This window comes from Pseudomonas sp. B14(2022) (assembly GCF_012030485.1).
In the GTDB taxonomy this organism is placed as follows: domain Bacteria; phylum Pseudomonadota; class Gammaproteobacteria; order Pseudomonadales; family Pseudomonadaceae; genus Aquipseudomonas.
In genome coordinates this window covers 22732-43310 of sequence record NZ_JAAUVM010000024.1, presented here as the reverse complement: position 1 = coordinate 43310, position 20579 = coordinate 22732, and the positions used below count along the sequence as shown (strand labels likewise).

The following is a 20579-nucleotide window of genomic DNA, read 5'->3' as shown; positions in this document are numbered from 1 at the left end:
CCAGCTAAGATAATGGGCCCCATCACCCATCACGAGGCAATACCCATGGCCAAGCAAGCGCTCATCCTAATCGATATCCAGAACGACTACTTCCCTCAAGGCAAGTGGCCGCTCGATGGCGTGGAAGCGGCAGCGGACAAGGCTGCGCAGGTGCTTCAGGCGTTTCGCCAGAACGGGGATGCGGTGATTCATGTGCGCCATGAGTTCACCTCCGAGGATGCACCGTTCTTCACGCCGAACTCTGAGGGCGCCTATTTGCACCCCAAGGTGCTGAACGAGGGCAGCGAGCCGGTGGTGCTTAAACACTTCGTGAATGCGTTCCGCGAAACCCATCTACGCGCCCTGCTGGAGCAGCGCAGCATCACCGAACTGGTGATAGTCGGCAGCATGAGCCATATGTGCGTCGATGCGGTGGTGCGGGCGGCAGCGGACCTTGGCTACAAGGTCACGGTGATTCATGACGCGTGTGCCACCCGCGACCTGGAATTCAATGGTCAGGTGATTCCGGCGACGCAGGTGCATGGCGCGTATATGGCGTCGTTGGCGTTTGGCTACGCGGGCGTAGTGTCGGCGGATGAGTATTTGAAGGCGCAAGCAGCAGCGGCGTAAGCGCTGCTTGCTTCTGTGCCGTCAGCGGGTCGCGATGATAAACAGGCGCGGGAAGGGCAGTAATACGGTGCCATCCTCTAGAGCTGGATAAGCCTGTGTAATCCGCGCCTGGTATTCCTGTAGGAAGGCGGCTTTTTCGCTATCGTTCAGTGGCGCGAGGAAGGGTCGCAAGCCCGAGCCCTTGAACCACTCCACCACCGCCGCGTGATCCGCCAACGGGTGCTGGTAAGTAGTGCGCCATACGTCCACGGTGCTGCAGTGTTTGCTCAGCAACTCGTAGTAGTAGCTCGCCGAGTGGCGCTCATTGTGTTGGAACGCGCCGTTCTTTGCCGCCCATGGGCCATCTGCTGCCACTTCGCGCGCCAGCCGGTGCGCGGGTTCATTAAGGTTGTCTGGGGTTTGTACGGCGAGCGTGCCACCAGGCGACAACTGGTCGACCAGATGCGGATAGAGCGTGGCGTGGTTTGGCAGCCATTGCAGCGAGGCGTTGGCGAGGATCACGTCGAATGTCTGCGACGGGCTCCAGGCACCGATGTCCGCCAGCTCAAAGTTCAGCGCGGGCAGGCGTTTGCGGGCGTCGTCCAACATGTCGTCGGAACTGTCCATGCCGGTGACCTGCGCCAATGGGAAACGCTCGGCCAATACTTGCGTGGAATTGCCGGGGCCACACCCCAGATCGACCGCAGTGCGCACAACCATATTGGGAATGGCCGCGACCAGGTCACGGACAGGGCGCGTGCGCTGTTGTTCGAACATCGTGTACTGCTTGGCGGACCAGGTCATCACGAACTTCCTTCTTTTGAGAGGTTGGCCACAGCCTAAATCTTGGTAGTCATGAGAACAAATTCCGGGATTGCTGGCCTTCCCTGCCTGGAAAGCGTGGGGCATGAGAAACCTGCCATGGCGTCGACCACTATGCCCCTCAGTGGCGTTTAACTGTTGCAGGGCGACCATCCGAAGACGGTTTTTTCCCGCAGTGTCGCTCGAAAAACCGAGCTAAACTCATTTTTGCCCCGTGCAGACTCGGCATCAAGGGGGCGTTAGTGAAAATGCCAGCGTAGTGTCCATGGACGATTTTTCTGGCCCTTACCAGCCAAATTCATCCACATATCCATGGAGCTATGCCATGTCTTATCTGAAAACTCGCGAAGGCAATGATCTTTATTACAAGGACTGGGGCAGCGGTCAGCCCGTTGTGTTCTGTCACGGGTGGCCACTGAGCAGCGACAGCTGGGAGTCGCAGATGCTGCATTTCGCCAATAACGGTTTTCGCGCCATTGCGCATGATCGCCGTGGGCATGGCCGTTCAAGCCAGCCCTGGGATGGCAATGACATGGACCATTACGCAGATGATTTGGCGGAGCTGATCGAACACTTGGATCTGACAGATGTGATCCTTTTCGGGTTTTCTACCGGAGGCGGCGAAGTCGCGCGGTATATCGCTCGCCATGGCACTGCGCGCGTGGCCAAGGCGGGTTTGATTTGCGCCGTTACGCCACTGATGCTCAAAACCGTCAGCAACCCCCAAGGGACACCCATTGAAGTTTTCGACGGCATGCGAGCCGACTCCATAGCCAACCGCTCGCAGCTCTACCTTGATCTGGCCAGCGGCCCATTTTTCGGATTCAACCGGGAGGGCGTCGAATCCTCTCAGGGCTTGATCAATTCATTCTGGATGCAGGGTGTCATGGGCGGGCATAAAAATACTTTTGATAGCATCAAAGCGTTTTCGGAAACCGACTTCCGAGAGGACTTGAAGCACTTCAATATGCCCACGCTCATCATCCACGGCAGCGACGATCAAATCGTGCCGATACAGGCTTCTGCGTTGCAGACTAACTTCTTGATCCCGCACTCCGAACTGCTGATCTACTCGCGCGCGCCTCATGGCTTGACGGACACTCACAAGCAGCGGGTCAACGCAGATATGCTGGCCTTCGCCCTGCGTTAGGCGCCGTCAATACAAAAAAACCGCGCGGCCTTGTCGGCAGCGCGGTTTTTTTCAGCTTGCAGCGAATAGCTTTGATACGACTCTAGAACGGGATATCGTCATCAAAGCTGTCGAAATCTGGAGCTGGCTGCGGCGCGGCCTGTTGTGGCGCTGGGCGCGACTCACGCTGTGGCTGCTGGCTTGGCTGTGGACGCGACTGCTGTGGGCGCGGTGCCGAGTTGGACATGCCACCCTGGCCTTGTTGGTCGCCCTGTGGACGGCCGCCCAGCAGTTGCATGGTGCCTTGCATGTCGACCACAATTTCAGTGGTGTAACGTTTGATGCCGTCTTTTTCCCACTCGCGGGTTTGCAGCTTGCCTTCGATGTAGACCTGCGAACCTTTGCGCAGGTACTCACCGGCGATCTCTGCCACCTTGCCGAACATCGACACACGGTGCCACTCGGTTTTCTCGACCTTCTGGCCGGTTTGCTTGTCGGTCCACTGTTCGCTGGTCGCCAGACTCAGGTTGGTCACGGCGTTACCGTTAGGCAAGTAGCGAACTTCGGGATCCTGGCCGCATGTACCGACCAATATGACTTTGTTAACCCCACGGGCCATAACGTTCTCCTATGCTGGGCGCGCTGTCGGCACTGGGTTGACCAGTTGCTCGAGCGTCGCGCGATCCAATAATTCGGTGTCCAATTTGATGTAAATGGCCGCCTCTTCCGCGACCACGACGGCATCCGTTACCCCTACGACGGCCTTCAGGCGCTCTACCAGACCGCTTTCACGGATCGCCTCAGGCGATAGCGGCAAACGCAGACTTGTGACGTAGGGAGGTTCGCGCATGGTAACAGCAAAGGCCAACCAAAGTGCAGCCAGCCCGGCGCATCCGAGGAACACAACCGACAGACCGCCATGCTGGAACATCCAGCCGCCCATGATGCCGCCCAACGCCGAGCCAAGGAACTGGCTGGTGGAATACACCCCCATCGCAGTGCCCTTGCCACCGGCCGGTGAAACCTTACTGATCAGCGAAGGCAATGAAGCCTCCAGCAGGTTGAACGCGGTGAAGAACACCACCGTGCCGATAACCAGCGCCCGTAGGCTGTCGCCGAACTGCCAGAAGAATAGTTCAGTGAGCATTAATGTCGTGACGGCGCCGAGCAAAACTCGTTTCATTTTGCGTTTCTTCTCGCCATAGATGATGAACGGGATCATGGCGAAGAACGAAATCAGCAGTGCGGTGAGGTAGACCCACCAGTGCTGTTCCTTGGGCAGCCCGGCTTTTTCCACCAGCGCCAGGGGCAAGGCGACGAAGCTGCACATCAGCATTGCGTGTAATACGAAGATACCTAAGTCCAGGCGCAACAGGTCCGGGTGCTTGAGCGTCGGCAATAGTGCCTTGCGTGCAACGCCCGACTCACGGTGCTGCAACGTGCCGGTGGAGCTCGGCACCATGAAGGCCACGATCACGATCCCGAACAATGCCATGCCGCCGGTGGCAAGGAACAAGCCGTGCAAGCCAAAGGCACGTGTCAGCAACGGGCCGACGACCATGGCCACGGCGAACGACAGGCCGATGGTCATGCCGATCATGGCCATGGCCTTGGTGCGGTGTTGCTCACGGGTCAGGTCGGACAGCAGCGCCATGACGGCAGCGGAAATCGCCCCTGCACCTTGCAGGATGCGTCCGGCAATTACGCCCCAGATCGAATCGGATTGTGCCGCGAGCACGCTGCCGAGGGCGAAGACGATCAGCCCGAGGTAAATCACCGGGCGCCGGCCAATGCGGTCGGAAATGATTCCGAACGGAATCTGAAAAATCGCCTGGGTCAGGCCATAGGCGCCAATGGCCAAGCCGATCAGCGCGGGAGTCGCGCCTGCCAGATCCATTCCATAGGTCGCCAGTACCGGCAACACCATGAACATGCCAAGCATACGGAACGCGAACACCAGGGCCAGACCGCTTGCTGCTCGGGTCTCGCCGCTACTCATGCGTTCGCTGTGGGGATCGTGCATGGAAAAACCTCGTGTGAACCGGCGGCGATTCTACCAGTCCCATCGATTGAGAGGGTATATGCGGCGCTTTGCCGCGCAGCTTTCATGTAAGGCTGCAAGCGGCCTTTTGACAGTGTATATTCATCCAGTCTTTAGCCGTATACTCCGGCATTATTTACGCCCGCCGTGCGAGGCCATCTTGGACAAGATCCTGATTCGTGGGGCTAGAACCCACAACCTGAAGAACATCGACCTGACCCTGCCCCGGGACAAACTGATCGTCATCACCGGCTTGTCCGGCTCCGGCAAATCGTCCCTGGCGTTCGATACGCTGTATGCCGAAGGTCAGCGTCGTTATGTGGAATCGCTGTCGGCCTATGCCCGTCAGTTCCTGTCGATGATGGAAAAGCCAGACGTCGACACCATTGAAGGCCTGTCGCCGGCGATTTCCATCGAACAGAAGTCGACCTCCCATAACCCGCGTTCTACCGTGGGCACCATCACCGAAATCTACGACTATCTGCGCCTGCTGTACGCGCGGGTAGGCATCCCTCGCTGCCCGGACCACGACATTCCGCTGGAGGCCCAGACCGTCAGCCAGATGGTCGACCTGGTGCTGGCCCAGCCGGAAGGCGCCAAGCTGATGCTGCTGGCGCCGGTGATTCGCGAGCGTAAGGGCGAACATCTCTCTGTATTCGAAGAGCTGCGTGCACAGGGCTTTGTACGTGCGCGCATCAACGGCAAGCTGTATGAGCTGGACGAAGCGCCGAAACTCGACAAGCAGAAGAAGCACTCGATTGATGTAGTGGTCGATCGCTTCAAGGTACGGGCCGACCTGCAGCAGCGTCTGGCGGAATCGTTCGAGACCGCGTTGAAGCTGGCAGACGGTATAGCCCTGGTGGCGCCGATGGATGACGAGCCGGGCGAGGAGATCATCTTCTCCGCACGCTTTGCCTGCCCGATCTGTGGCCACGCCATCAGTGAGCTGGAACCCAAGCTGTTCTCCTTCAACAACCCGGCCGGCGCCTGTCCGACCTGCGATGGCCTGGGCGTGAAGCAATTCTTCGACATCAAGCGCCTGGTCAACGGCGACCTGACGTTGGCGGAGGGAGCGATACGCGGCTGGGACAGGCGTAACGTCTACTATTTCCAGATGCTGGGATCGTTGGCGTCTCACTACAAGTTCAGCCTTGAAGTGCCATTCAACCAACTGCCGGCAGATCAGCAGAAGGTCATCCTCAATGGCAGTGGCTCGCAGAACGTCGACTTCAAGTACCTGAACGACCGTGGCGACATCGTCAAGCGCTCCCACCCGTTCGAAGGTATCGTGCCGAACTTGGAGCGGCGCTACCGTGAGACTGAATCGGCAAGCGTGCGCGAAGAGCTGGCGAAATTCCTCAGCACTCAACCTTGTCCGGATTGCCGGGGCACTCGCCTGCGTCGTGAAGCGCGGCATGTGTGGGTCGGCGAAAAAACCTTGCCCGCGGTGACCAACCTGCCGATCGGCGATGCCTGCGAATACTTTGGTGTACTGAAGCTGACCGGACGACGAGGGGAAATTGCCGACAAGATCCTCAAGGAAATTCGCGAGCGCTTGCAGTTCCTGGTTAACGTCGGCCTGGATTATCTATCCCTGGACCGCAGTGCCGACACCTTGTCCGGCGGTGAAGCGCAGCGGATTCGCCTGGCCAGCCAGATTGGTGCCGGCCTGGTGGGGGTGTTGTACATCCTCGATGAACCATCGATTGGTTTGCACCAGCGCGATAACGATCGCCTTCTGGGCACGTTGAAACACCTGCGGGACATCGGCAACACGGTGATCGTGGTCGAGCACGATGAAGACGCGATTCGCCTGGCGGACTACGTGGTCGACATTGGCCCAGGCGCCGGCGTGCATGGTGGGCATATTGTCGCCGAAGGCACGCCTGCCGAGGTAATGGCACACCCCGACTCGTTGACCGGCAAGTACCTGTCTGGCCGCGTGAAAATCGCAGTGCCAGCCAAGCGCACACCACGCAACAAGAAGATGGCATTACACCTCAAGGGCGCGCGCGGCAACAATTTGCGCAATGTAGACTTGGAAATTCCGCTGGGCCTGCTGACCTGCGTGACCGGTGTTTCCGGCTCAGGCAAGTCGACGCTGATCAACAACACATTGTTCCCCCTGAGTGCCACCGCCTTGAACGGCGCCACTACCCTGGAAGCAGCCGCGCACGACAGCATTAAGGGCCTGGAACACCTGGACAAGGTGGTCGATATTGACCAGAGCCCGATTGGCCGCACACCGCGCTCCAACCCGGCTACCTATACCGGGCTGTTCACGCCAATTAGGGAACTGTTCGCTGGCGTGCCGGAATCCCGTTCTCGGGGCTACGGTCCTGGCCGGTTCTCTTTCAACGTCAAGGGCGGGCGTTGCGAAGCGTGCCAGGGCGACGGCTTGATCAAGGTGGAGATGCACTTCCTCCCGGACATCTACGTACCGTGCGATGTGTGCAAGAGCAAGCGTTATAACCGCGAAACCCTGGAGATCAAGTACAAGGGCAAGAGTATCCATGAAACCCTTGAGATGACCATCGAGGAAGCTCGAGTGTTCTTCGACGCAGTCCCGGCGTTGGCGCGCAAGCTGCAGACATTGATGGATGTGGGTCTGTCGTATATCAAGCTGGGACAGTCGGCGACTACGTTGTCCGGTGGTGAGGCGCAGCGGGTGAAGCTGTCTCGCGAGCTGTCCAAACGCGATACGGGCAAGACCTTGTATATCCTGGATGAACCAACAACCGGCCTGCACTTCGCGGATATTCAGCAGCTGCTGGACGTGTTGCACCGCTTGCGAGACCACGGCAACACCGTGGTGGTGATCGAGCATAACCTCGATGTGATCAAGACCGCCGACTGGCTGGTTGATCTAGGGCCGGAAGGCGGATCCAAGGGTGGCCAGATCATTGCCGTAGGTACCCCGGAGCAGGTCTCCGAGATGCCGCAATCGCATACTGGTTATTACTTGAAACCATTGCTGGCGCGCGACCGGGCCTGATATCAAGGCTCAATAAAAAGCCCCTGTCACTGCTGAGGTGACAGGGGCTTTTTTGTAGCCGGAAATCAGAACTGCGATTGCAGGTAATTCTCCAGCCCCACCAACTTGATCAGGCCCAGCTGCTTTTCCAGCCAGTAGGTGTGATCTTCTTCGGTATCGTTCAACTGCACGCGCAGGATTTCCCGCGTGACGAAGTCGCTGTGCTGCTCGCAGAGCTCGATGCCCTTGCAGAGCGCGGCACGCACTTTGTATTCAAGGCGAAGATCGGCTGCGAGCATATCAGGTACGCTGGTGCCCACGTCCAGGTCGTCGGGACGCATACGTGGCGTGCCTTCGAGCATCAGGATACGGCGCATCAGTGCATCGGCGTGCTGTGCCTCTTCTTCCATTTCGTGGTTGATACGCTCGTAGAGTTCGGTAAAACCCCAGTCTTCGTACATGCGCGAGTGGATGAAATATTGGTCACGAGCGGCCAGTTCGCCCGTCAGCAACGTGTTGAGGTAATCGATTACGTCGGGGTGACCTTGCATCGCTCTACATCTCCCTGCTTGAAAGTCTGTAGTTTGAACCATGATGACTCGGAGGTCACTGGACTAACGGCAGAAAAGTGAAGATTTCCGGAGAAAAGTAGCTGAAATAACGCAAAAACCGCCCAAATGAGGGCGGTTCTGCTTATCGTTTAGAGTCAGTTAAGCGATACACCCAGTGCCTTTGCGATTGCTTCTCCATAAGCAGGATCTGCCTTATAGAAGTGCTGCAATTGACGCTGGACCACATCACTGGAAACTCCGCCCATTGCCCCCGCGATGTTGCTGGTGAGCAATGTCTTCTGCTCATCGCTCATCAGGCGGAACAGCGCACCGGCATGGCTGTAGTAGTCGGTGTCTTCACGGTGATCGTAACGATCAGCTGCACCGCTCAAAGCCAACGCTGGCTCGGCGTACTGAGGCGCTTGCTTTGGTGCTTCGGCGTAGCTGTTCGGTTCGTAGTTCGGAGTCGCACCACCATTGCTGCCAAATGCCATCGAGCCATCACGCTGGTAGCTGTTCACCGGGCTGCGTGCAGCGTTCACCGGCAGTTGCTGGTGGTTGGTACCCACTCGGTAGCGGTGAGCATCTGCGTAAGCGAATACGCGGCCTTGCAGCATGCGGTCTGGCGATAAGCCAACACCTGGAACCATGTTGCTTGGACCGAATGCTGCCTGCTCCACTTCAGCGAAGTAGTTCTGCGGGTTACGGTTAAGCTCCAACTCGCCCACTTCAATCAACGGAAACTCTTTCTGCGACCAGGTTTTGGTCACATCAAACGGATTCTCGTAATGAGCATTAGCTTGGGCTTCGGTCATGATCTGGATGCAAACCCGCCATTTCGGGAAGTCACCACGCTCGATCGCACCAAACAGATCACGCTGGGCATAATCAGGATCGGTACCGGCCAAGCGTGCAGCCTCAGCCGGCGCCAGGTTCTTGATACCTTGCTTGGTCTTGTAGTGCCACTTCACCCAGTGCCGCTCGCCGTTGGCGTTAATCAAGCTGTAGGTGTGGCTACCAAAGCCGTGCATATGACGGTAGCCATCGGGAATGCCACGGTCCGAAAACAGAATGGTGACCTGATGCAGCGCTTCGGGAGAGTGCGACCAGAAGTCCCACATCATTTGCGCGCTTTTCAGGTTACTTTGCGGCAAGCGCTTCTGAGTATGGATGAAATCTGGGAATTTCAGCGGATCGCGTATGAAGAACACCGGCGTGTTGTTACCCACGATGTCCCAATTGCCTTCTTCGGTGTAGAACTTCAAGGCAAAACCACGGGGATCGCGCTCAGTGTCTGCCGAACCACGCTCACCACCCACAGTGGAGAAACGCAGGAACGTTGGAGTTTGCTTACCAACGGACTCGAACAATTTGGCGCTGGTGTACTGGGTAATGTCTCGGGTGACCGTGAAGGTACCGTAGGCACCCGACCCCTTGGCGTGCACGCGACGCTCAGGGATGTTTTCGCGGTTGAAATGGGCAAGCTTCTCGATCAGGTGAAAATCGTCAAGAAGCAGCGGGCCGCGCGGGCCGGCTGAACGGGAATTCTGGTTGTCCGCAACGGGAGCGCCGCTGGCGGTGGTAAGGATTTTATTCTGGCTCATGCTCAATTTTCCTCAGGTCGGACTTGGAACTGCCGGCTAATCGGCCTGGAGGAAGTATTGCCGATCAAGATGACACCATCAAATTTATTAAATCATGGTCTTTGATAGAGAATAACTAACCAACCACCAGTACAAAATTGGGAGCTTAGGAAAGTCGGCAGCGACCTGAAAAATATAGATCGCTTTTGCTACACCCACAAAAAACCGGGCACTGGGCCCGGTTCTTAGTTACAGCTTGTCGTCTTACTCGGCGCTTACAGCTTCGCCAGCAGTAGCACGATCAACCAACTCGACGTACGCCATAGGCGCGTTGTCGCCAGCGCGGAAACCGCACTTGAGGATGCGCAGGTAGCCACCCTCACGGGTAGCGTAACGCTTGCCCAGGTCGTTGAAGAGCTTACCAACGATAGCTTTCGAACGAGTACGGTCGAAAGCCAGACGGCGGTTAGCCAGGCTGTCTGTCTTGGCCAAAGTGATCAGCGGCTCAGCAACGCGACGCAGTTCTTTAGCTTTCGGCAGTGTAGTTTTGATCAGCTCGTGCTCGAACAGCGACACCGCCATGTTTTGAAACATGGCCTTGCGGTGCGAGCTGGTACGGCTCAGGTGACGACCACTTTTACGATGACGCATGGTTCATTCCTTACCAAACTCACGTTCGGTGATTACGACGATCAGGCAGTCGCCTTGTCGTCCTTCTTAAGACTTGCAGGCGGCCAGTTGTCGAGGCGCATGCCGAGGGACAGACCGCGGGAGGCCAGAACGTCCTTGATTTCAGTCAAGGATTTCTTGCCCAGGTTCGGAGTCTTCAACAGTTCTACTTCGGTACGCTGAATCAGGTCGCCGATGTAGTAAATGTTTTCCGCCTTAAGGCAGTTAGCCGAACGTACAGTCAGTTCCAGATCGTCAACCGGGCGAAGCAGGATCGGATCGATCTCGTCTTCCTGCTCGATTACCACTGGTTCGCTGTCACCTTTGAGGTCGACGAACGCAGCCAACTGCTGTTGCAGAATGGTTGCAGCGCGGCGGATAGCCTCTTCAGGATCCAGAGTACCGTTGGTTTCCAGATCAATAACCAGCTTGTCCAGGTTAGTACGCTGCTCGACACGGGCGTTTTCCACCACGTATGCGATACGGCGAACCGGGCTGAACGAAGAGTCAAGCTGCAAGCGACCAATGCTGCGGCTTTCGTCTTCATCGCTCTGACGCGAGTCGGCCGGTTCATAACCACGACCACGAGCTACGGTGAGCTTCATGTTCAGGGCGCCGTTAGACGCCAGGTTAGCGATTACGTGATCGGGGTTAACGATCTCGACATCATGATCCAGCTGAATATCGGCAGCGGTAACCACCCCCGAACCCTTCTTCGACAAGGTCAGCGTAACTTCGTCACGGCCGTGCAGCTTGATAGCCAGACCTTTAAGGTTCAACAGGATTTCAATTACGTCTTCCTGTACACCTTCGATGGCGCTGTACTCGTGGAGCACACCGTCAATCTCGGCCTCGACTACTGCACAGCCGGGCATTGAGGACAACAGGATGCGGCGCAGCGCGTTGCCCAGGGTGTGGCCAAAACCACGCTCGAGAGGCTCGAGAGTGATCTTGGCGCGGGTTGGACTGACAACCTGCACATCAATGTGGCGGGGTGTCAGGAACTCATTTACCGAAATCTGCATGGATGCACCTATTTTCTAGCCCTTACTTGGAGTAGAGCTCGACAATCAGGCTTTCGTTGATGTCGGCGGACAGATCACTGCGAGCAGGAACGTTCTTGAAAACGCCCGACTTCTTCTCAGTGTCTACTTCTACCCATTCTACGCGGCCACGTTGGGCACACAGATCGAGAGCTTGGACAATGCGAAGTTGGTTTTTTGCTTTCTCGCGAACTGCGACCACGTCACCAGCACGAACCTGGTAGGACGGAACGTTTACGGTCTGACCGTTAACGCTGATCGACTTGTGCGATACCAGCTGACGGGATTCGGCACGAGTCGAACCAAAGCCCATACGGTATACAACGTTGTCCAGACGGCATTCGAGCAGTTGCAGCAGGTTTTCACCGGTTGCACCTTTCTTGCCAGCAGCTTCTTTGTAGTAGCCGCTGAACTGACGCTCGAGAACGCCGTAGATACGACGGACCTTCTGCTTTTCACGCAGTTGGGTGCCGTAATCGGACTGGCGACCGCGGCGTTGGCCGTGGATACCAGGTGCTGCTTCAATGTTGCACTTCGATTCGATCGCGCGCACGCCGCTCTTCAGGAAGAGATCGGTGCCTTCGCGACGAGCGAGTTTGCATTTTGGACCAATGTAACGAGCCATTCTTTACAATCTCCTGGATTACACGCGGCGCTTCTTCGGCGGACGGCACCCGTTGTGCGGGATTGGCGTCACGTCGGTGATGCTGGCGATCTTATAGCCACAGCCGTTCAAAGCACGGACAGCAGACTCACGACCTGGACCTGGACCCTTGACGTTAACGTCGAGGTTTTTCAGGCCATATTCCAGCGCAGCTTGACCAGCACGTTCAGCAGCTACTTGAGCAGCAAACGGGGTGGACTTGCGGGAACCGCGGAAACCCGAACCACCGGAGGTAGCCCAAGAAAGCGCGTTACCTTGACGGTCGGTGATGGTCACGATGGTGTTGTTAAAAGATGCATGGATGTGGGCGATGCCATCAACCACTGTCTTTTTAACTTTTTTACGAGGACGAGCAGCAGGTTTTGCCATGATAATTTTCCTGTCGATTCGCTGGGGCGATTACTTGCGGATCGGCTTACGCGGACCTTTACGGGTACGCGCGTTAGTCTTGGTACGCTGACCGCGTACTGGAAGACCACGACGATGACGCAGACCGCGATAGCAACCGAGGTCCATCAAACGCTTGATTTTCATGTTGATTTCGCGACGCAGGTCACCTTCAGTGGTGAACTTCGCCACTTCGCCACGCAGCAATTCAATCTGCTCGTCGCTCAGATCCTTGATCTTAGCGGCTGGGTTTACCCCAGCAACCGCGCAAATCTTCTGCGCAGTAGTGCGACCAACACCATAGATGTAGGTCAGCGAGATAACAGTGTGCTTGTTATCTGGAATGTTAACGCCTGCAATACGGGCCATTCAGTGGGACTCCAATTGACAGCTACCTACGCCCCGGAAGCCAAGAAATAGGGCGCGAGATAATATCGCTGTAATAACAAATAATCAACCCGGCAGCGCACTAGCTGCCGGGCTTCAAGCGGATCACACTCAGCCTTGGCGCTGTTTGTGACGCGGTTCCGCGCTGCAAATTACTCGAACAACACCTTCGCGGCGAATAATCTTGCAGTTACGGCACAGCTTTTTCACCGATGCACGAACTTTCATCACCAACTCCTCGAACCTTATGGGTACTCAGCGCAACATGCCGCTGCCGTAACCCTTCAGGTTGGCTTTCTTCATCAGGGATTCGTACTGGTGCGAAACGAGGTGCGATTGTACTTGGGACATGAAGTCCATCACAACCACGACCACGATCAGCAACGAGGTCCCGCCAAGGTAGAACGGAACGTTTGCTGCAACCACCAGGAACTGGGGCAACAAGCACACGGCCGTCATATATAGAGCACCGAACAGGGTCAAACGAGTCAGAACGCCATCAATGTAGCGTGCAGACTGCTCACCTGGACGAATACCCGGAATAAAGGCACCGGACTTCTTCAGGTTTTCCGCTACGTCTTTCGGATTGAACATCAACGCCGTATAGAAGAAGCAGAAGAAAATAATCCCTGCACTAAACAGCAGAATATTCAACGGCTGACCAGGAGCGATCGACTGAGAGAGGTCCTGCAGCCAGCCCATATTTTCAGACTGACCAAACCAGGTACCCAACGAAGCCGGAAACAGCAAAATGCTGCTCGCGAAAATTGCCGGAATAACACCGGCCATATTCACTTTCAGCGGCAAGTGGCTGGTCTGCGCAGCAAAAACCTTACGGCCCTGCTGACGCTTGGCGTAGTGAACAGCAATACGACGCTGGCCACGCTCAATGAACACCACAAAACCGATAATCGCTACTGCCAGCAAACCGATGGCAACCAGGGCAAAGATATTGATATCACCCTGACGCGCAGACTCGAAAGACTGCCCGATTGCTCTCGGAAGACCGGCGACGATACCTGCGAAAATCAACATCGAGATACCGTTACCAACACCACGCTCAGTAATCTGCTCACCCAGCCACATCATGAACATCGCACCAGCCACAAAAGTGGATACCGCGACGAAATGGAAGCCAAAGTCACCAGTGAACGCAACACCCTGCCCCGCCAAGCCAACGGACATGCCGATAGCTTGAACCAGGGCGAGGATGACAGTGCCGTAGCGGGTGTACTGGCTAATCTTGCGACGGCCAGCTTCACCTTCCTTCTTCAACTGCTCCAGCTGCGGGCTGACGGCGGTCATCAGTTGCATGATGATCGATGCCGAGATGTACGGCATGATCCCCAGTGCAAAAATGCTCATCCGTTCCAGCGCGCCGCCAGAAAACATGTTGAACAAGCTAAGAATGGTCCCCTCATTCTGTCGAAACAGGTCTGCGAGTCGGTCCGGGTTGATACCTGGAACCGGGATGTGTGCGCCTATTCGGTAGACGATAATCGCCAGGAACAGAAAACGCAGACGAGCCCAAAGTTCAGACATACCGCCTTTGCCGAGCGCTGAGAGAGCACCTTGCTTAGCCATTTATTCCTCGAACTTGCCGCCAGCTGCTTCGATAGCCGAACGCGCACCTTTGGTGGCGCCGATTCCCTTGCCGATAGTGACAGCGCGAGTCACTTCACCGGACAGCATGATTTTCACACGCTGTACGTTGACGTTGATCACGTTGGCATCTTTCAGGGTCTGCACAGTAACGATGTCGCCTTCCACTTTAGCCAGCTCGGACAGACGCACTTCTGCGCGGTCCATGGCCTTCAGGGAAACGAAACCGAACTTAGGCAGGCGACGATGCAGCGGCTGTTGACCGCCTTCAAAGCCTGGAGCAATGGTGCCACCGGAGCGGGAGGTTTGACCTTTGTGGCCACGGCCACCAGTCTTACCCAAACCGCTACCGATACCACGGCCCGGACGATGCTTTTCGCGACGGGAACCCGGCGCTGGACTCAGATCATTGAGTTTCATCGATTAACCCTCGACACGCAGCATGTAGTAAGCCTTGTTGATCATCCCGCGATTCTCGGGAGTATCCTGGACTTCTACAGTGTGACCGATGCGACGCAGACCCAAACCCTTAACGCACAATTTGTGGTTAGGGATGCGGCCGGTCATGCTTTTGATCAGCGTTACTTTAACGGTAGCCATGATCAGAAGATCTCCTTGACGCTTTTGCCACGCTTGGCGGCAATGGATTCAGGAGATTGCATAGCTTTCAAACCTTTGAAAGTGGCGTGAACCACGTTTACCGGGTTAGTCGAGCCATAGCACTTGGCCAGAACGTTCTGAACACCAGCAACCTCGAGGACAGCACGCATAGCGCCGCCAGCGATGATACCGGTACCTTCAGAAGCAGGCTGCATGTACACCTTCGAAGCGCCGTGAGCGGACTTCATTGCGTACTGCAGCGTGGTGCCGTTCAGATCAACTTGGATCATGTTGCGACGAGCAGCTTCCATTGCCTTCTGGATCGCAGCAGGCACTTCACGTGACTTGCCACGGCCGAAGCCAACGCGCCCTTTACCATCACCAACCACGGTCAACGCGGTGAAAGTGAAGATACGGCCGCCTTTAACGGTTTTGGCTACGCGGTTAACTTGAACCAGCTTCTCAATGTAGCCTTCGTCGCGCTTTTGGTCGTTATTTGACATAACTTAGAACTCCAGCCCAGCTTCACGAGCAGCATCAGCCAGCGCTTTAACGCGGCCGTGGTACTTGAAGCCAGAGCGGTCGAAAGCCACTTGCGAGACGCCGGCGGCCTTAGCACGCGTAGCGACCAGCTGGCCAACCTTTGTGGCCGCGTCGATGTTGCCAGTGGCACCATCACGCAGTTCTTTATCCAAAGTCGAGGCGCTGGCCAAGACTTTGTTGCCGTCGGCCGAGATGACCTGGGCGTAGATGTGCTGCGACGAGCGGAACACGCAGAGACGCACGACTTCGAGTTCGTGCATTTTCAGGCGTGCTTTGCGAGCGCGACGCAGTCGAGTAACTTTTTTGTCGGTCATTTGCTATGCCCTACTTCTTCTTGGCTTCTTTACGACGGACGACTTCGTCCGCGTAGCGCACACCTTTGCCTTTGTACGGCTCTGGTGGACGGAAGTCGCGGATCTCAGCAGCCACTTGACCTACCAGTTGCTTATCGATGCCCTTGATCAGGATATCGGTCTGGCTAGGAGTCTCAGCGGTGATGCCTTCCGGCAGTTCGTAATCCACTGGGTGCGAGAAGCCAAGGGCCAGGTTCAAAACCGTGCCTTTTGCTTGCGCTTTGTAACCAACACCGACCAGCTGGAGCTTACGCTCGAAGCCTTGGCTTACGCCTTGGACCATGTTGTTTACCAACGCACGCGTGGTACCAGCCATTGCGCGAGTTTGTTGATCGCCATTGCGAGCAGCGAAACGCAGCTCACCAGCTTCTTCAACGATCTCAACGGACGAATGGATATTCAGTTCAAGAGTGCCCTTGGCACCCTTCACCGAAAGCTGTTGGCCTGCGAATTTGACTTCGACACCGGCTGGCAGCTTAACGGGGTTCTTAGCGACGCGAGACATGCTTATCCCCCCTTAGAACACAGTGCAAAGAACTTCGCCGCCGACACCGGCAGCGCGCGCAGCACGATCCGTCATCACACCTTTGTTGGTGGAGACGATAGACACGCCCAGACCGCCACGAACTTTCGGCAGATCTTCAGCGGACTTGTACTGACGCAGGCCTGGACGGCTAACGCGCTTCACTTCCTCGATGACCGAACGGCCTTCGAAGTACTTCAGCTCGATGGACAGCAGTGGTTTGATTTCGCTGCTGATCTGATAACCCGCAATGTAGCCTTCGTCTTTCAGGACTTTGGCAACAGCAACCTTCAACTTGGAAGATGGCATGCTTACGACGGACTTTTCAGCCATCTGGGCATTACGGATACGAGTTAGCATGTCCGCTAACGGGTCCTGCATACTCATGGGCTAGACGCTCCTAATACAAAAAAATTAGCCTTGCGGCTACATATGTCGCTGAGAATCTCCGGGTAAAAAAACACGGGCTCAGGCGAGCCGCGTATTTTAGACACACTCCGGAAATGAAACAAGCCCCAAAAGGGGCTTGTTCCAGATTCAGGGTCACCGGCGGTCAGTATCTTTCGATTCAGACCACCTGGACGCTGAAAGTACTTACCAGCTGGCTTTAACCAGACCTGGTACGTCACCACGCATTGCCGCTTCACGCAGTTTGTTACGGCCGAGGCCGAACTTGCGGTAAACGCCGTGTGGACGACCGGTCAGGCGGCAGCGGTTACGCATGCGCGAAGCGCTTGCGTCACGTGGCTGCTTCTGCAGGGCAACTGTAGCTTCCCAACGCGCTTCTGGACTTGCGTTCAGATCAACGATGATTGCTTTCAGTGCTGCACGCTTCTTGGCGTACTTGGCAACCGTGAGCTGACGCTTCAGCTCGCGGTTTTTCATGCTCATCTTGGCCATGGTCCTACTCCAATCAGTTGCGGAACGGGAATTTGAAAGCACGCAACAGGGCGCGACCTTCATCATCGTTCTTGGCAGTGGTGGTCAGGGTGATGTCCAGACCGCGGAGAGCATCGATCTTGTCGTAGTCGATTTCCGGGAAGATGATCTGCTCTTTCACGCCCATGCTGTAGTTACCACGACCATCGAAGGACTTGGCATTCAGGCCGCGGAAGTCGCGAACCCGAGGCAGGGAGATCGACAGCAGACGATCCAGGAATTCGTACATACGCTCACGGCGCAGAGTCACTTTGACGCCGATCGGCCAACCTTCACGGACTTTAAAGCCAGCGATGGATTTCCGAGCGTAAGTCACAACGACTTTTTGACCGGTGATCTTTTCCAGGTCAGCAACAGCGTGCTCGATGACTTTTTTGTCGCCGATCGCTTCGCCCAGACCCATGTTCAGGGTGATTTTGGTAACGCGCGGAACTTCCATCACGTTCCCGAGCTTAAGTTCTTCCTTAAGCTTGGGGGCGATTTCCTTCCGGTAAATCTCTTGTAGTCGTGCCATGGTCTTATCTACCTAGCAGTGTTCAAGCATCAACCGCTTTTTGGGTCGACTTGAAGACACGAATTTTCTTACCGTCTTCTACTTTGAAACCAACGCGGTCAGCCTTGTTGGTTTCGCCATTGAAGATGGCGACGTTAGAAGCGTGCAGTGGCGCTTCTTTCTCGACGATACCGCCTTGTACGCCCGACATCGGGTTAGGCTTGGTATGACGCTTGACCAGGTTCAGACCACCAACAACCAGACGGTCGTCAGCGAGAACCTTCAGCACCTTACCGCGCTTACCTTTGTCTTTGCCGGCGATCACGATGATCTCGTCGTCACGACGAATCTTTTGCATGTCGGATCTCCTTACAGCACTTCTGGGGCGAGCGAGACGATCTTCATGAACTTCTCAGTACGAAGTTCACGGGTCACTGGCCCAAAGATACGGGTGCCGATCGGCTCTTGCTTGTTGTTCAGAAGAACAGCAGCGTTGCCATCAAAGCGGATAATGGAGCCATCTGCACGGCGTACGCCGTGACGAGTGCGGACTACAACAGCAGTCATCACCTGGCCTTTTTTCACCTTACCGCGAGGAATTGCTTCCTTCACGGTAACTTTGATGATGTCACCGATACCAGCGTAACGACGATGGGAGCCACCCAGCACCTTGATGCACATAACACGGCGAGCGCCGCTGTTATCGGCCACATCGAGCATGGATTGAGTCTGAATCATATAATTTCTCCGACCCCTAGTCCTTAGACTTCCACAGCGCGTTCGAGAACATCAACCAGTGCCCAAGACTTAGTCTTGGCCAGCGGACGAGTTTCACGAATAGTGACTTTGTCGCCGATGTGGCACTGGTTGGTTTCGTCGTGCGCGTGCAGCTTAGTCGAACGCTTAACATATTTACCGTAGATCGGGTGCTTAACGCGACGCTCGATCAAAACGGTGATGGTTTTGTCCATCTTGTCGCTGACAACACGGCCAGTCAGCGTACGGACAGTCTTTTCGGCTTCAGCCATGATCACTTACCTGCCTGCTGGTTGAGCACAGTCTTCACGCGAGCAATGTCACGCTTAACTTGCGAGAGCAGATGAGACTGCCCCAACTGGCCAGTTGCTTTCTGCATACGCAGATTGAACTGGTCGCGCAGCAGGCCGAGCAGTTGCTCGTTCAGCTGCTGTGCGGATTTTTCACGAAGTTCATTCGCTTTCATCACATCACCGTCCGTTTAACAAAGGCGGTGGCGAGCGGCAGCTTTGCAGCAGCCAGGGCAAAAGCCTCACGCGCCAGCTCTTCAGTTACACCCTCGATTTCATACAGGACTTTGCCTGGCTGAATCTGGGCTACCCAGTATTCCACGTTACCCTTACCTTTACCCATCCGAACCTCGAGAGGTTTTTTGGAGATCGGCTTGTCCGGGAATACACGGATCCAGATCTTGCCGCCACGTTTTACGTGACGGGTCAGTGCACGACGCGCTGACTCGATCTGACGAGCGGTGAGACGACCACGAGCTACAGACTTCAGCGCGAACTCGCCGAAGCTGACTTTGCTACCGCGCTGAGCCAGACCACGGTTGTGGCCTGTCATCTGCTTGCGGAACTTCGTACGCTTTGGTTGCAACATTTGGCGTACCCCTTACTTAGCAGCTTTTTTACGAGGCGCTGGTGCTTGTGGTTTCAGTTCTTCTTGGCGACCACCAATTACTTCGCCTTTGAAGATCCAAACCTTTACACCGATCACACCGTAAGTGGTGTGAGCTTCGTAGTTGGCATAGTCGATGTCGGCACGCAGGGTGTGCAGTGGCACACGACCTTCGCGATACCATTCAGTACGTGCGATTTCAGCACCGCCGAGACGACCGCTCACTTGGATTTTGATGCCTTTGGCACCAATGCGCATGGCGTTCTGTACGGCGCGCTTCATAGCGCGACGGAACATTACGCGACGCTCCAGCTGCTGAGCTACGCTCTGCGCAACCAGCATACCGTCGAGCTCCGGCTTGCGGATCTCTTCGATATTGATGTGCACAGGCACACCCATTTGCTTGGTCAGGTCCTGACGCAGTTTCTCAACATCTTCACCTTTCTTCCCGATAACGATACCTGGACGAGCGGTGTGGATGGTGATACGTGCAGTTTGCGCCGGACGATGGATATCGATACGGCTTACGGACGCGCTTTTTAGTTTGTCTTGGAGATACTCACGCACCTTCAGATCAGCGAACAAATAGTCCGCATAAGTCCGACCGTCTGCGTACCAGACGGAGGTGTGCTCCTTGACGATTCCCAGGCGAATGCCAATGGGATGTACTTTCTGACCCATCTCTTCGACTCCGTTACTTGTCAGCAACCTTGACAGTGATATGGCAAGACCGCTTGACGATGCGATCAGCACGGCCTTTGGCACGCGGCATGATGCGCTTCAGCGAACGCCCTTCGTTGACGAAAACGGTGCTGACCTTCAGGTCATCAACGTCTGCGCCTTCGTTATGCTCGGCGTTGGCTACGGCCGACTCCAGCACTTTCTTCATGATCTCGGCGGCTTTCTTACTGCTGAAAGCCAACAGGTTGAGCGCTTCGCCCACCTTCTTCCCGCGGATCTGGTCGGCGACCAAGCGGGCTTTCTGGGCGGAGATTCGAGCGCCCGACAACTTAGCGGCTACTTCCATTTCCTTAC

Annotated in this window: 30 protein-coding genes; 3 read left to right on the top strand and 27 right to left on the bottom strand. The window is 56.0% G+C overall.

The features are described from left to right. Positions 1 to 45 precede the first annotated feature (45 nt). Complete coding sequence (locus HCF10_RS26235; protein WP_131700337.1) at positions 46 to 609, top strand: cysteine hydrolase family protein; 564 nt, start codon at positions 46 to 48, stop codon at positions 607 to 609. Positions 610 to 630: 21 nt separating this feature from the next. Here the strand turns inward: HCF10_RS26235 and tam are convergent, their stop codons facing one another. Next, positions 631 to 1392 carry a trans-aconitate 2-methyltransferase gene (gene tam, locus HCF10_RS26230; protein WP_145336804.1) on the bottom strand — a complete coding sequence of 254 codons (762 nt, stop codon included), beginning with the start codon at positions 1390 to 1392 and terminating at the stop codon, positions 631 to 633. A 343-nt stretch (positions 1393 to 1735) separates the two neighbouring features. Here tam and HCF10_RS26225 point away from each other — a divergent pair, with 343 nt between their 5' ends. After that, positions 1736 to 2560 carry an alpha/beta fold hydrolase gene (locus tag HCF10_RS26225; RefSeq protein WP_131700339.1) on the top strand — a complete coding sequence of 275 codons (825 nt, stop codon included), beginning with the start codon at positions 1736 to 1738 and terminating at the stop codon, positions 2558 to 2560. A gap of 82 nt (positions 2561 to 2642) precedes the next feature. On the opposite strand, the gene HCF10_RS26220 is transcribed toward HCF10_RS26225, so the two are convergent. Further along, positions 2643 to 3158 carry a single-stranded DNA-binding protein gene (locus HCF10_RS26220; RefSeq protein ID WP_003232445.1) on the bottom strand — a complete coding sequence of 172 codons (516 nt, stop codon included), beginning with the start codon at positions 3156 to 3158 and terminating at the stop codon, positions 2643 to 2645. Positions 3159 to 3167: 9 nt separating this feature from the next. Beyond that, a complete protein-coding gene (locus tag HCF10_RS26215) occupies positions 3168 to 4562 on the bottom strand; it encodes an MFS transporter (protein WP_131700340.1) in 1395 nt (464 codons plus the stop codon). Positions 4563 to 4740: 178 nt separating this feature from the next. Here HCF10_RS26215 and uvrA point away from each other — a divergent pair, with 178 nt between their 5' ends. Beyond that, positions 4741 to 7575 (top strand): excinuclease ABC subunit UvrA, encoded by a 2835-nt coding sequence (gene uvrA / locus HCF10_RS26210; protein ID WP_065925355.1) that lies wholly within the window; start codon positions 4741 to 4743, stop codon positions 7573 to 7575. Between the two features lie 65 nt (positions 7576 to 7640). On the opposite strand, the gene bfr is transcribed toward uvrA, so the two are convergent. From bfr to rplV, 24 genes are all read right to left on the bottom strand, one after another. Further along, positions 7641 to 8105, bottom strand: coding sequence for a bacterioferritin (gene bfr / locus HCF10_RS26205; RefSeq protein ID WP_032884537.1), 465 nt, complete (start codon positions 8103 to 8105; stop codon positions 7641 to 7643). Between the two features lie 155 nt (positions 8106 to 8260). Next, positions 8261 to 9709: a catalase gene (locus HCF10_RS26200; RefSeq protein ID WP_145336808.1), complete on the bottom strand. Its 1449-nt coding sequence runs from the start codon at positions 9707 to 9709 to the stop codon at positions 8261 to 8263. Positions 9710 to 9952: 243 nt separating this feature from the next. Beyond that, a complete protein-coding gene (gene rplQ, locus HCF10_RS26195; RefSeq protein WP_003176402.1) occupies positions 9953 to 10339 on the bottom strand; it encodes a 50S ribosomal protein L17 in 387 nt (128 codons plus the stop codon). A gap of 41 nt (positions 10340 to 10380) precedes the next feature. Further along, on the bottom strand, positions 10381 to 11382 hold the full coding sequence (locus HCF10_RS26190; protein WP_003176403.1) for a DNA-directed RNA polymerase subunit alpha: 1002 nt from the start codon (positions 11380 to 11382) through the stop codon (positions 10381 to 10383). A gap of 22 nt (positions 11383 to 11404) precedes the next feature. After that, a complete protein-coding gene (rpsD, locus tag HCF10_RS26185; RefSeq protein WP_003176404.1) occupies positions 11405 to 12025 on the bottom strand; it encodes a 30S ribosomal protein S4 in 621 nt (206 codons plus the stop codon). A gap of 18 nt (positions 12026 to 12043) precedes the next feature. Continuing rightward, positions 12044 to 12433 carry a 30S ribosomal protein S11 gene (rpsK, locus tag HCF10_RS26180; RefSeq protein WP_002555466.1) on the bottom strand — a complete coding sequence of 130 codons (390 nt, stop codon included), beginning with the start codon at positions 12431 to 12433 and terminating at the stop codon, positions 12044 to 12046. Positions 12434 to 12463: 30 nt separating this feature from the next. Further along, on the bottom strand, positions 12464 to 12820 hold the full coding sequence (gene rpsM / locus HCF10_RS26175) for a 30S ribosomal protein S13 (RefSeq protein WP_024077676.1): 357 nt from the start codon (positions 12818 to 12820) through the stop codon (positions 12464 to 12466). A 129-nt stretch (positions 12821 to 12949) separates the two neighbouring features. Beyond that, positions 12950 to 13066, bottom strand: a complete 117-nt coding sequence (gene rpmJ, locus HCF10_RS26170; protein ID WP_002555468.1) for a 50S ribosomal protein L36 — start codon at positions 13064 to 13066, stop codon at positions 12950 to 12952. A 27-nt stretch (positions 13067 to 13093) separates the two neighbouring features. After that, complete coding sequence (gene secY, locus HCF10_RS26165) at positions 13094 to 14422, bottom strand: preprotein translocase subunit SecY (RefSeq protein ID WP_003176406.1); 1329 nt, start codon at positions 14420 to 14422, stop codon at positions 13094 to 13096. Continuing rightward, positions 14423 to 14860, bottom strand: coding sequence for a 50S ribosomal protein L15 (gene rplO / locus HCF10_RS26160; RefSeq protein ID WP_003176407.1), 438 nt, complete (start codon positions 14858 to 14860; stop codon positions 14423 to 14425). A 3-nt stretch (positions 14861 to 14863) separates the two neighbouring features. Continuing rightward, positions 14864 to 15040, bottom strand: a complete 177-nt coding sequence (gene rpmD / locus HCF10_RS26155) for a 50S ribosomal protein L30 (protein WP_003176408.1) — start codon at positions 15038 to 15040, stop codon at positions 14864 to 14866. A gap of 2 nt (positions 15041 to 15042) precedes the next feature. Further along, positions 15043 to 15543 carry a 30S ribosomal protein S5 gene (gene rpsE / locus HCF10_RS26150; protein WP_003186035.1) on the bottom strand — a complete coding sequence of 167 codons (501 nt, stop codon included), beginning with the start codon at positions 15541 to 15543 and terminating at the stop codon, positions 15043 to 15045. Positions 15544 to 15546: 3 nt separating this feature from the next. Continuing rightward, entirely contained in the window at positions 15547 to 15897 is a 351-nt protein-coding gene (rplR, locus tag HCF10_RS26145; RefSeq protein ID WP_003186037.1) for a 50S ribosomal protein L18, read from the bottom strand. 10 nt (positions 15898 to 15907) lie between these two features. Next, positions 15908 to 16441, bottom strand: a complete 534-nt coding sequence (gene rplF / locus HCF10_RS26140; protein WP_003176412.1) for a 50S ribosomal protein L6 — start codon at positions 16439 to 16441, stop codon at positions 15908 to 15910. Positions 16442 to 16453: 12 nt separating this feature from the next. Next, the gene (rpsH, locus tag HCF10_RS26135; RefSeq protein WP_003176413.1) at positions 16454 to 16846 is read right to left on the bottom strand and encodes a 30S ribosomal protein S8; all 393 of its coding nucleotides are present in this window, start codon (positions 16844 to 16846) and stop codon (positions 16454 to 16456) included. A gap of 207 nt (positions 16847 to 17053) precedes the next feature. Next, positions 17054 to 17359 (bottom strand): 30S ribosomal protein S14, encoded by a 306-nt coding sequence (gene rpsN, locus HCF10_RS26130; RefSeq protein WP_003176414.1) that lies wholly within the window; start codon positions 17357 to 17359, stop codon positions 17054 to 17056. Between the two features lie 13 nt (positions 17360 to 17372). Next, the gene (rplE, locus tag HCF10_RS26125; protein ID WP_003194642.1) at positions 17373 to 17912 is read right to left on the bottom strand and encodes a 50S ribosomal protein L5; all 540 of its coding nucleotides are present in this window, start codon (positions 17910 to 17912) and stop codon (positions 17373 to 17375) included. Between the two features lie 22 nt (positions 17913 to 17934). Continuing rightward, entirely contained in the window at positions 17935 to 18249 is a 315-nt protein-coding gene (gene rplX, locus HCF10_RS26120; RefSeq protein WP_007896770.1) for a 50S ribosomal protein L24, read from the bottom strand. A gap of 11 nt (positions 18250 to 18260) precedes the next feature. After that, positions 18261 to 18629 (bottom strand): 50S ribosomal protein L14, encoded by a 369-nt coding sequence (gene rplN, locus HCF10_RS26115; protein WP_002555479.1) that lies wholly within the window; start codon positions 18627 to 18629, stop codon positions 18261 to 18263. A gap of 23 nt (positions 18630 to 18652) precedes the next feature. Further along, positions 18653 to 18919, bottom strand: coding sequence for a 30S ribosomal protein S17 (gene rpsQ / locus HCF10_RS26110; protein WP_003176419.1), 267 nt, complete (start codon positions 18917 to 18919; stop codon positions 18653 to 18655). A 2-nt stretch (positions 18920 to 18921) separates the two neighbouring features. Beyond that, positions 18922 to 19113, bottom strand: a complete 192-nt coding sequence (gene rpmC, locus HCF10_RS26105) for a 50S ribosomal protein L29 (RefSeq protein ID WP_002555481.1) — start codon at positions 19111 to 19113, stop codon at positions 18922 to 18924. After that, the gene (gene rplP / locus HCF10_RS26100; protein WP_003232424.1) at positions 19113 to 19526 is read right to left on the bottom strand and encodes a 50S ribosomal protein L16; all 414 of its coding nucleotides are present in this window, start codon (positions 19524 to 19526) and stop codon (positions 19113 to 19115) included. The genes rpmC and rplP overlap by 1 nt, the downstream gene beginning before the upstream one ends. 12 nt (positions 19527 to 19538) lie before the next feature. Further along, positions 19539 to 20225 carry a 30S ribosomal protein S3 gene (gene rpsC, locus HCF10_RS26095; protein WP_003176422.1) on the bottom strand — a complete coding sequence of 229 codons (687 nt, stop codon included), beginning with the start codon at positions 20223 to 20225 and terminating at the stop codon, positions 19539 to 19541. 13 nt (positions 20226 to 20238) lie between these two features. Continuing rightward, the gene (gene rplV, locus HCF10_RS26090) at positions 20239 to 20571 is read right to left on the bottom strand and encodes a 50S ribosomal protein L22 (RefSeq protein WP_003103908.1); all 333 of its coding nucleotides are present in this window, start codon (positions 20569 to 20571) and stop codon (positions 20239 to 20241) included. Positions 20572 to 20579 lie beyond the last annotated feature (8 nt).

Coding starts and splice junctions, on each gene's coding strand:
- rpsE (WP_003186035.1), bottom strand. CDS start 15,543: ATGTCAAATAACGACCAAAAGCGCGACGAAGGCTACATTGAGAAGCTG.
- rpsQ (WP_003176419.1), bottom strand. CDS start 18,919: ATGGCTGAAGCCGAAAAGACTGTCCGTACGCTGACTGGCCGTGTTGTC.
- rplE (WP_003194642.1), bottom strand. CDS start 17,912: ATGGCACGACTACAAGAGATTTACCGGAAGGAAATCGCCCCCAAGCTT.
- secY (WP_003176406.1), bottom strand. CDS start 14,422: ATGGCTAAGCAAGGTGCTCTCTCAGCGCTCGGCAAAGGCGGTATGTCT.
- bfr (WP_032884537.1), bottom strand. CDS start 8,105: ATGCAAGGTCACCCCGACGTAATCGATTACCTCAACACGTTGCTGACG.
- tam (WP_145336804.1), bottom strand. CDS start 1,392: ATGACCTGGTCCGCCAAGCAGTACACGATGTTCGAACAACAGCGCACG.
- HCF10_RS26215 (WP_131700340.1), bottom strand. CDS start 4,562: ATGCACGATCCCCACAGCGAACGCATGAGTAGCGGCGAGACCCGAGCA.
- rpsH (WP_003176413.1), bottom strand. CDS start 16,846: ATGAGTATGCAGGACCCGTTAGCGGACATGCTAACTCGTATCCGTAAT.
- rplO (WP_003176407.1), bottom strand. CDS start 14,860: ATGAAACTCAATGATCTGAGTCCAGCGCCGGGTTCCCGTCGCGAAAAG.
- HCF10_RS26220 (WP_003232445.1), bottom strand. CDS start 3,158: ATGGCCCGTGGGGTTAACAAAGTCATATTGGTCGGTACATGCGGCCAG.
- rpmD (WP_003176408.1), bottom strand. CDS start 15,040: ATGGCTACCGTTAAAGTAACGCTGATCAAAAGCATGACCGGCCGCATC.
- rplX (WP_007896770.1), bottom strand. CDS start 18,249: ATGCAAAAGATTCGTCGTGACGACGAGATCATCGTGATCGCCGGCAAA.
- rplR (WP_003186037.1), bottom strand. CDS start 15,897: ATGACCGACAAAAAAGTTACTCGACTGCGTCGCGCTCGCAAAGCACGC.
- rplP (WP_003232424.1), bottom strand. CDS start 19,526: ATGTTGCAACCAAAGCGTACGAAGTTCCGCAAGCAGATGACAGGCCAC.
- rpsD (WP_003176404.1), bottom strand. CDS start 12,025: ATGGCTCGTTACATTGGTCCAAAATGCAAACTCGCTCGTCGCGAAGGC.
- rplN (WP_002555479.1), bottom strand. CDS start 18,629: ATGATTCAGACTCAATCCATGCTCGATGTGGCCGATAACAGCGGCGCT.
- rpmC (WP_002555481.1), bottom strand. CDS start 19,113: ATGAAAGCGAATGAACTTCGTGAAAAATCCGCACAGCAGCTGAACGAG.
- rplF (WP_003176412.1), bottom strand. CDS start 16,441: ATGTCTCGCGTCGCTAAGAACCCCGTTAAGCTGCCAGCCGGTGTCGAA.
- HCF10_RS26200 (WP_145336808.1), bottom strand. CDS start 9,709: ATGAGCCAGAATAAAATCCTTACCACCGCCAGCGGCGCTCCCGTTGCG.
- HCF10_RS26235 (WP_131700337.1), top strand. CDS start 46: ATGGCCAAGCAAGCGCTCATCCTAATCGATATCCAGAACGACTACTTC.
- rpsM (WP_024077676.1), bottom strand. CDS start 12,820: ATGGCCCGTATTGCAGGCGTTAACATTCCAGATAACAAGCACACTGTT.
- rpsN (WP_003176414.1), bottom strand. CDS start 17,359: ATGGCCAAGATGAGCATGAAAAACCGCGAGCTGAAGCGTCAGCTCACG.
- HCF10_RS26190 (WP_003176403.1), bottom strand. CDS start 11,382: ATGCAGATTTCGGTAAATGAGTTCCTGACACCCCGCCACATTGATGTG.
- rpmJ (WP_002555468.1), bottom strand. CDS start 13,066: ATGAAAGTTCGTGCATCGGTGAAAAAGCTGTGCCGTAACTGCAAGATT.
- rplQ (WP_003176402.1), bottom strand. CDS start 10,339: ATGCGTCATCGTAAAAGTGGTCGTCACCTGAGCCGTACCAGCTCGCAC.
- HCF10_RS26225 (WP_131700339.1), top strand. CDS start 1,736: ATGTCTTATCTGAAAACTCGCGAAGGCAATGATCTTTATTACAAGGAC.
- rpsC (WP_003176422.1), bottom strand. CDS start 20,225: ATGGGTCAGAAAGTACATCCCATTGGCATTCGCCTGGGAATCGTCAAG.
- rpsK (WP_002555466.1), bottom strand. CDS start 12,433: ATGGCAAAACCTGCTGCTCGTCCTCGTAAAAAAGTTAAAAAGACAGTG.
- rplV (WP_003103908.1), bottom strand. CDS start 20,571: ATGGAAGTAGCCGCTAAGTTGTCGGGCGCTCGAATCTCCGCCCAGAAA.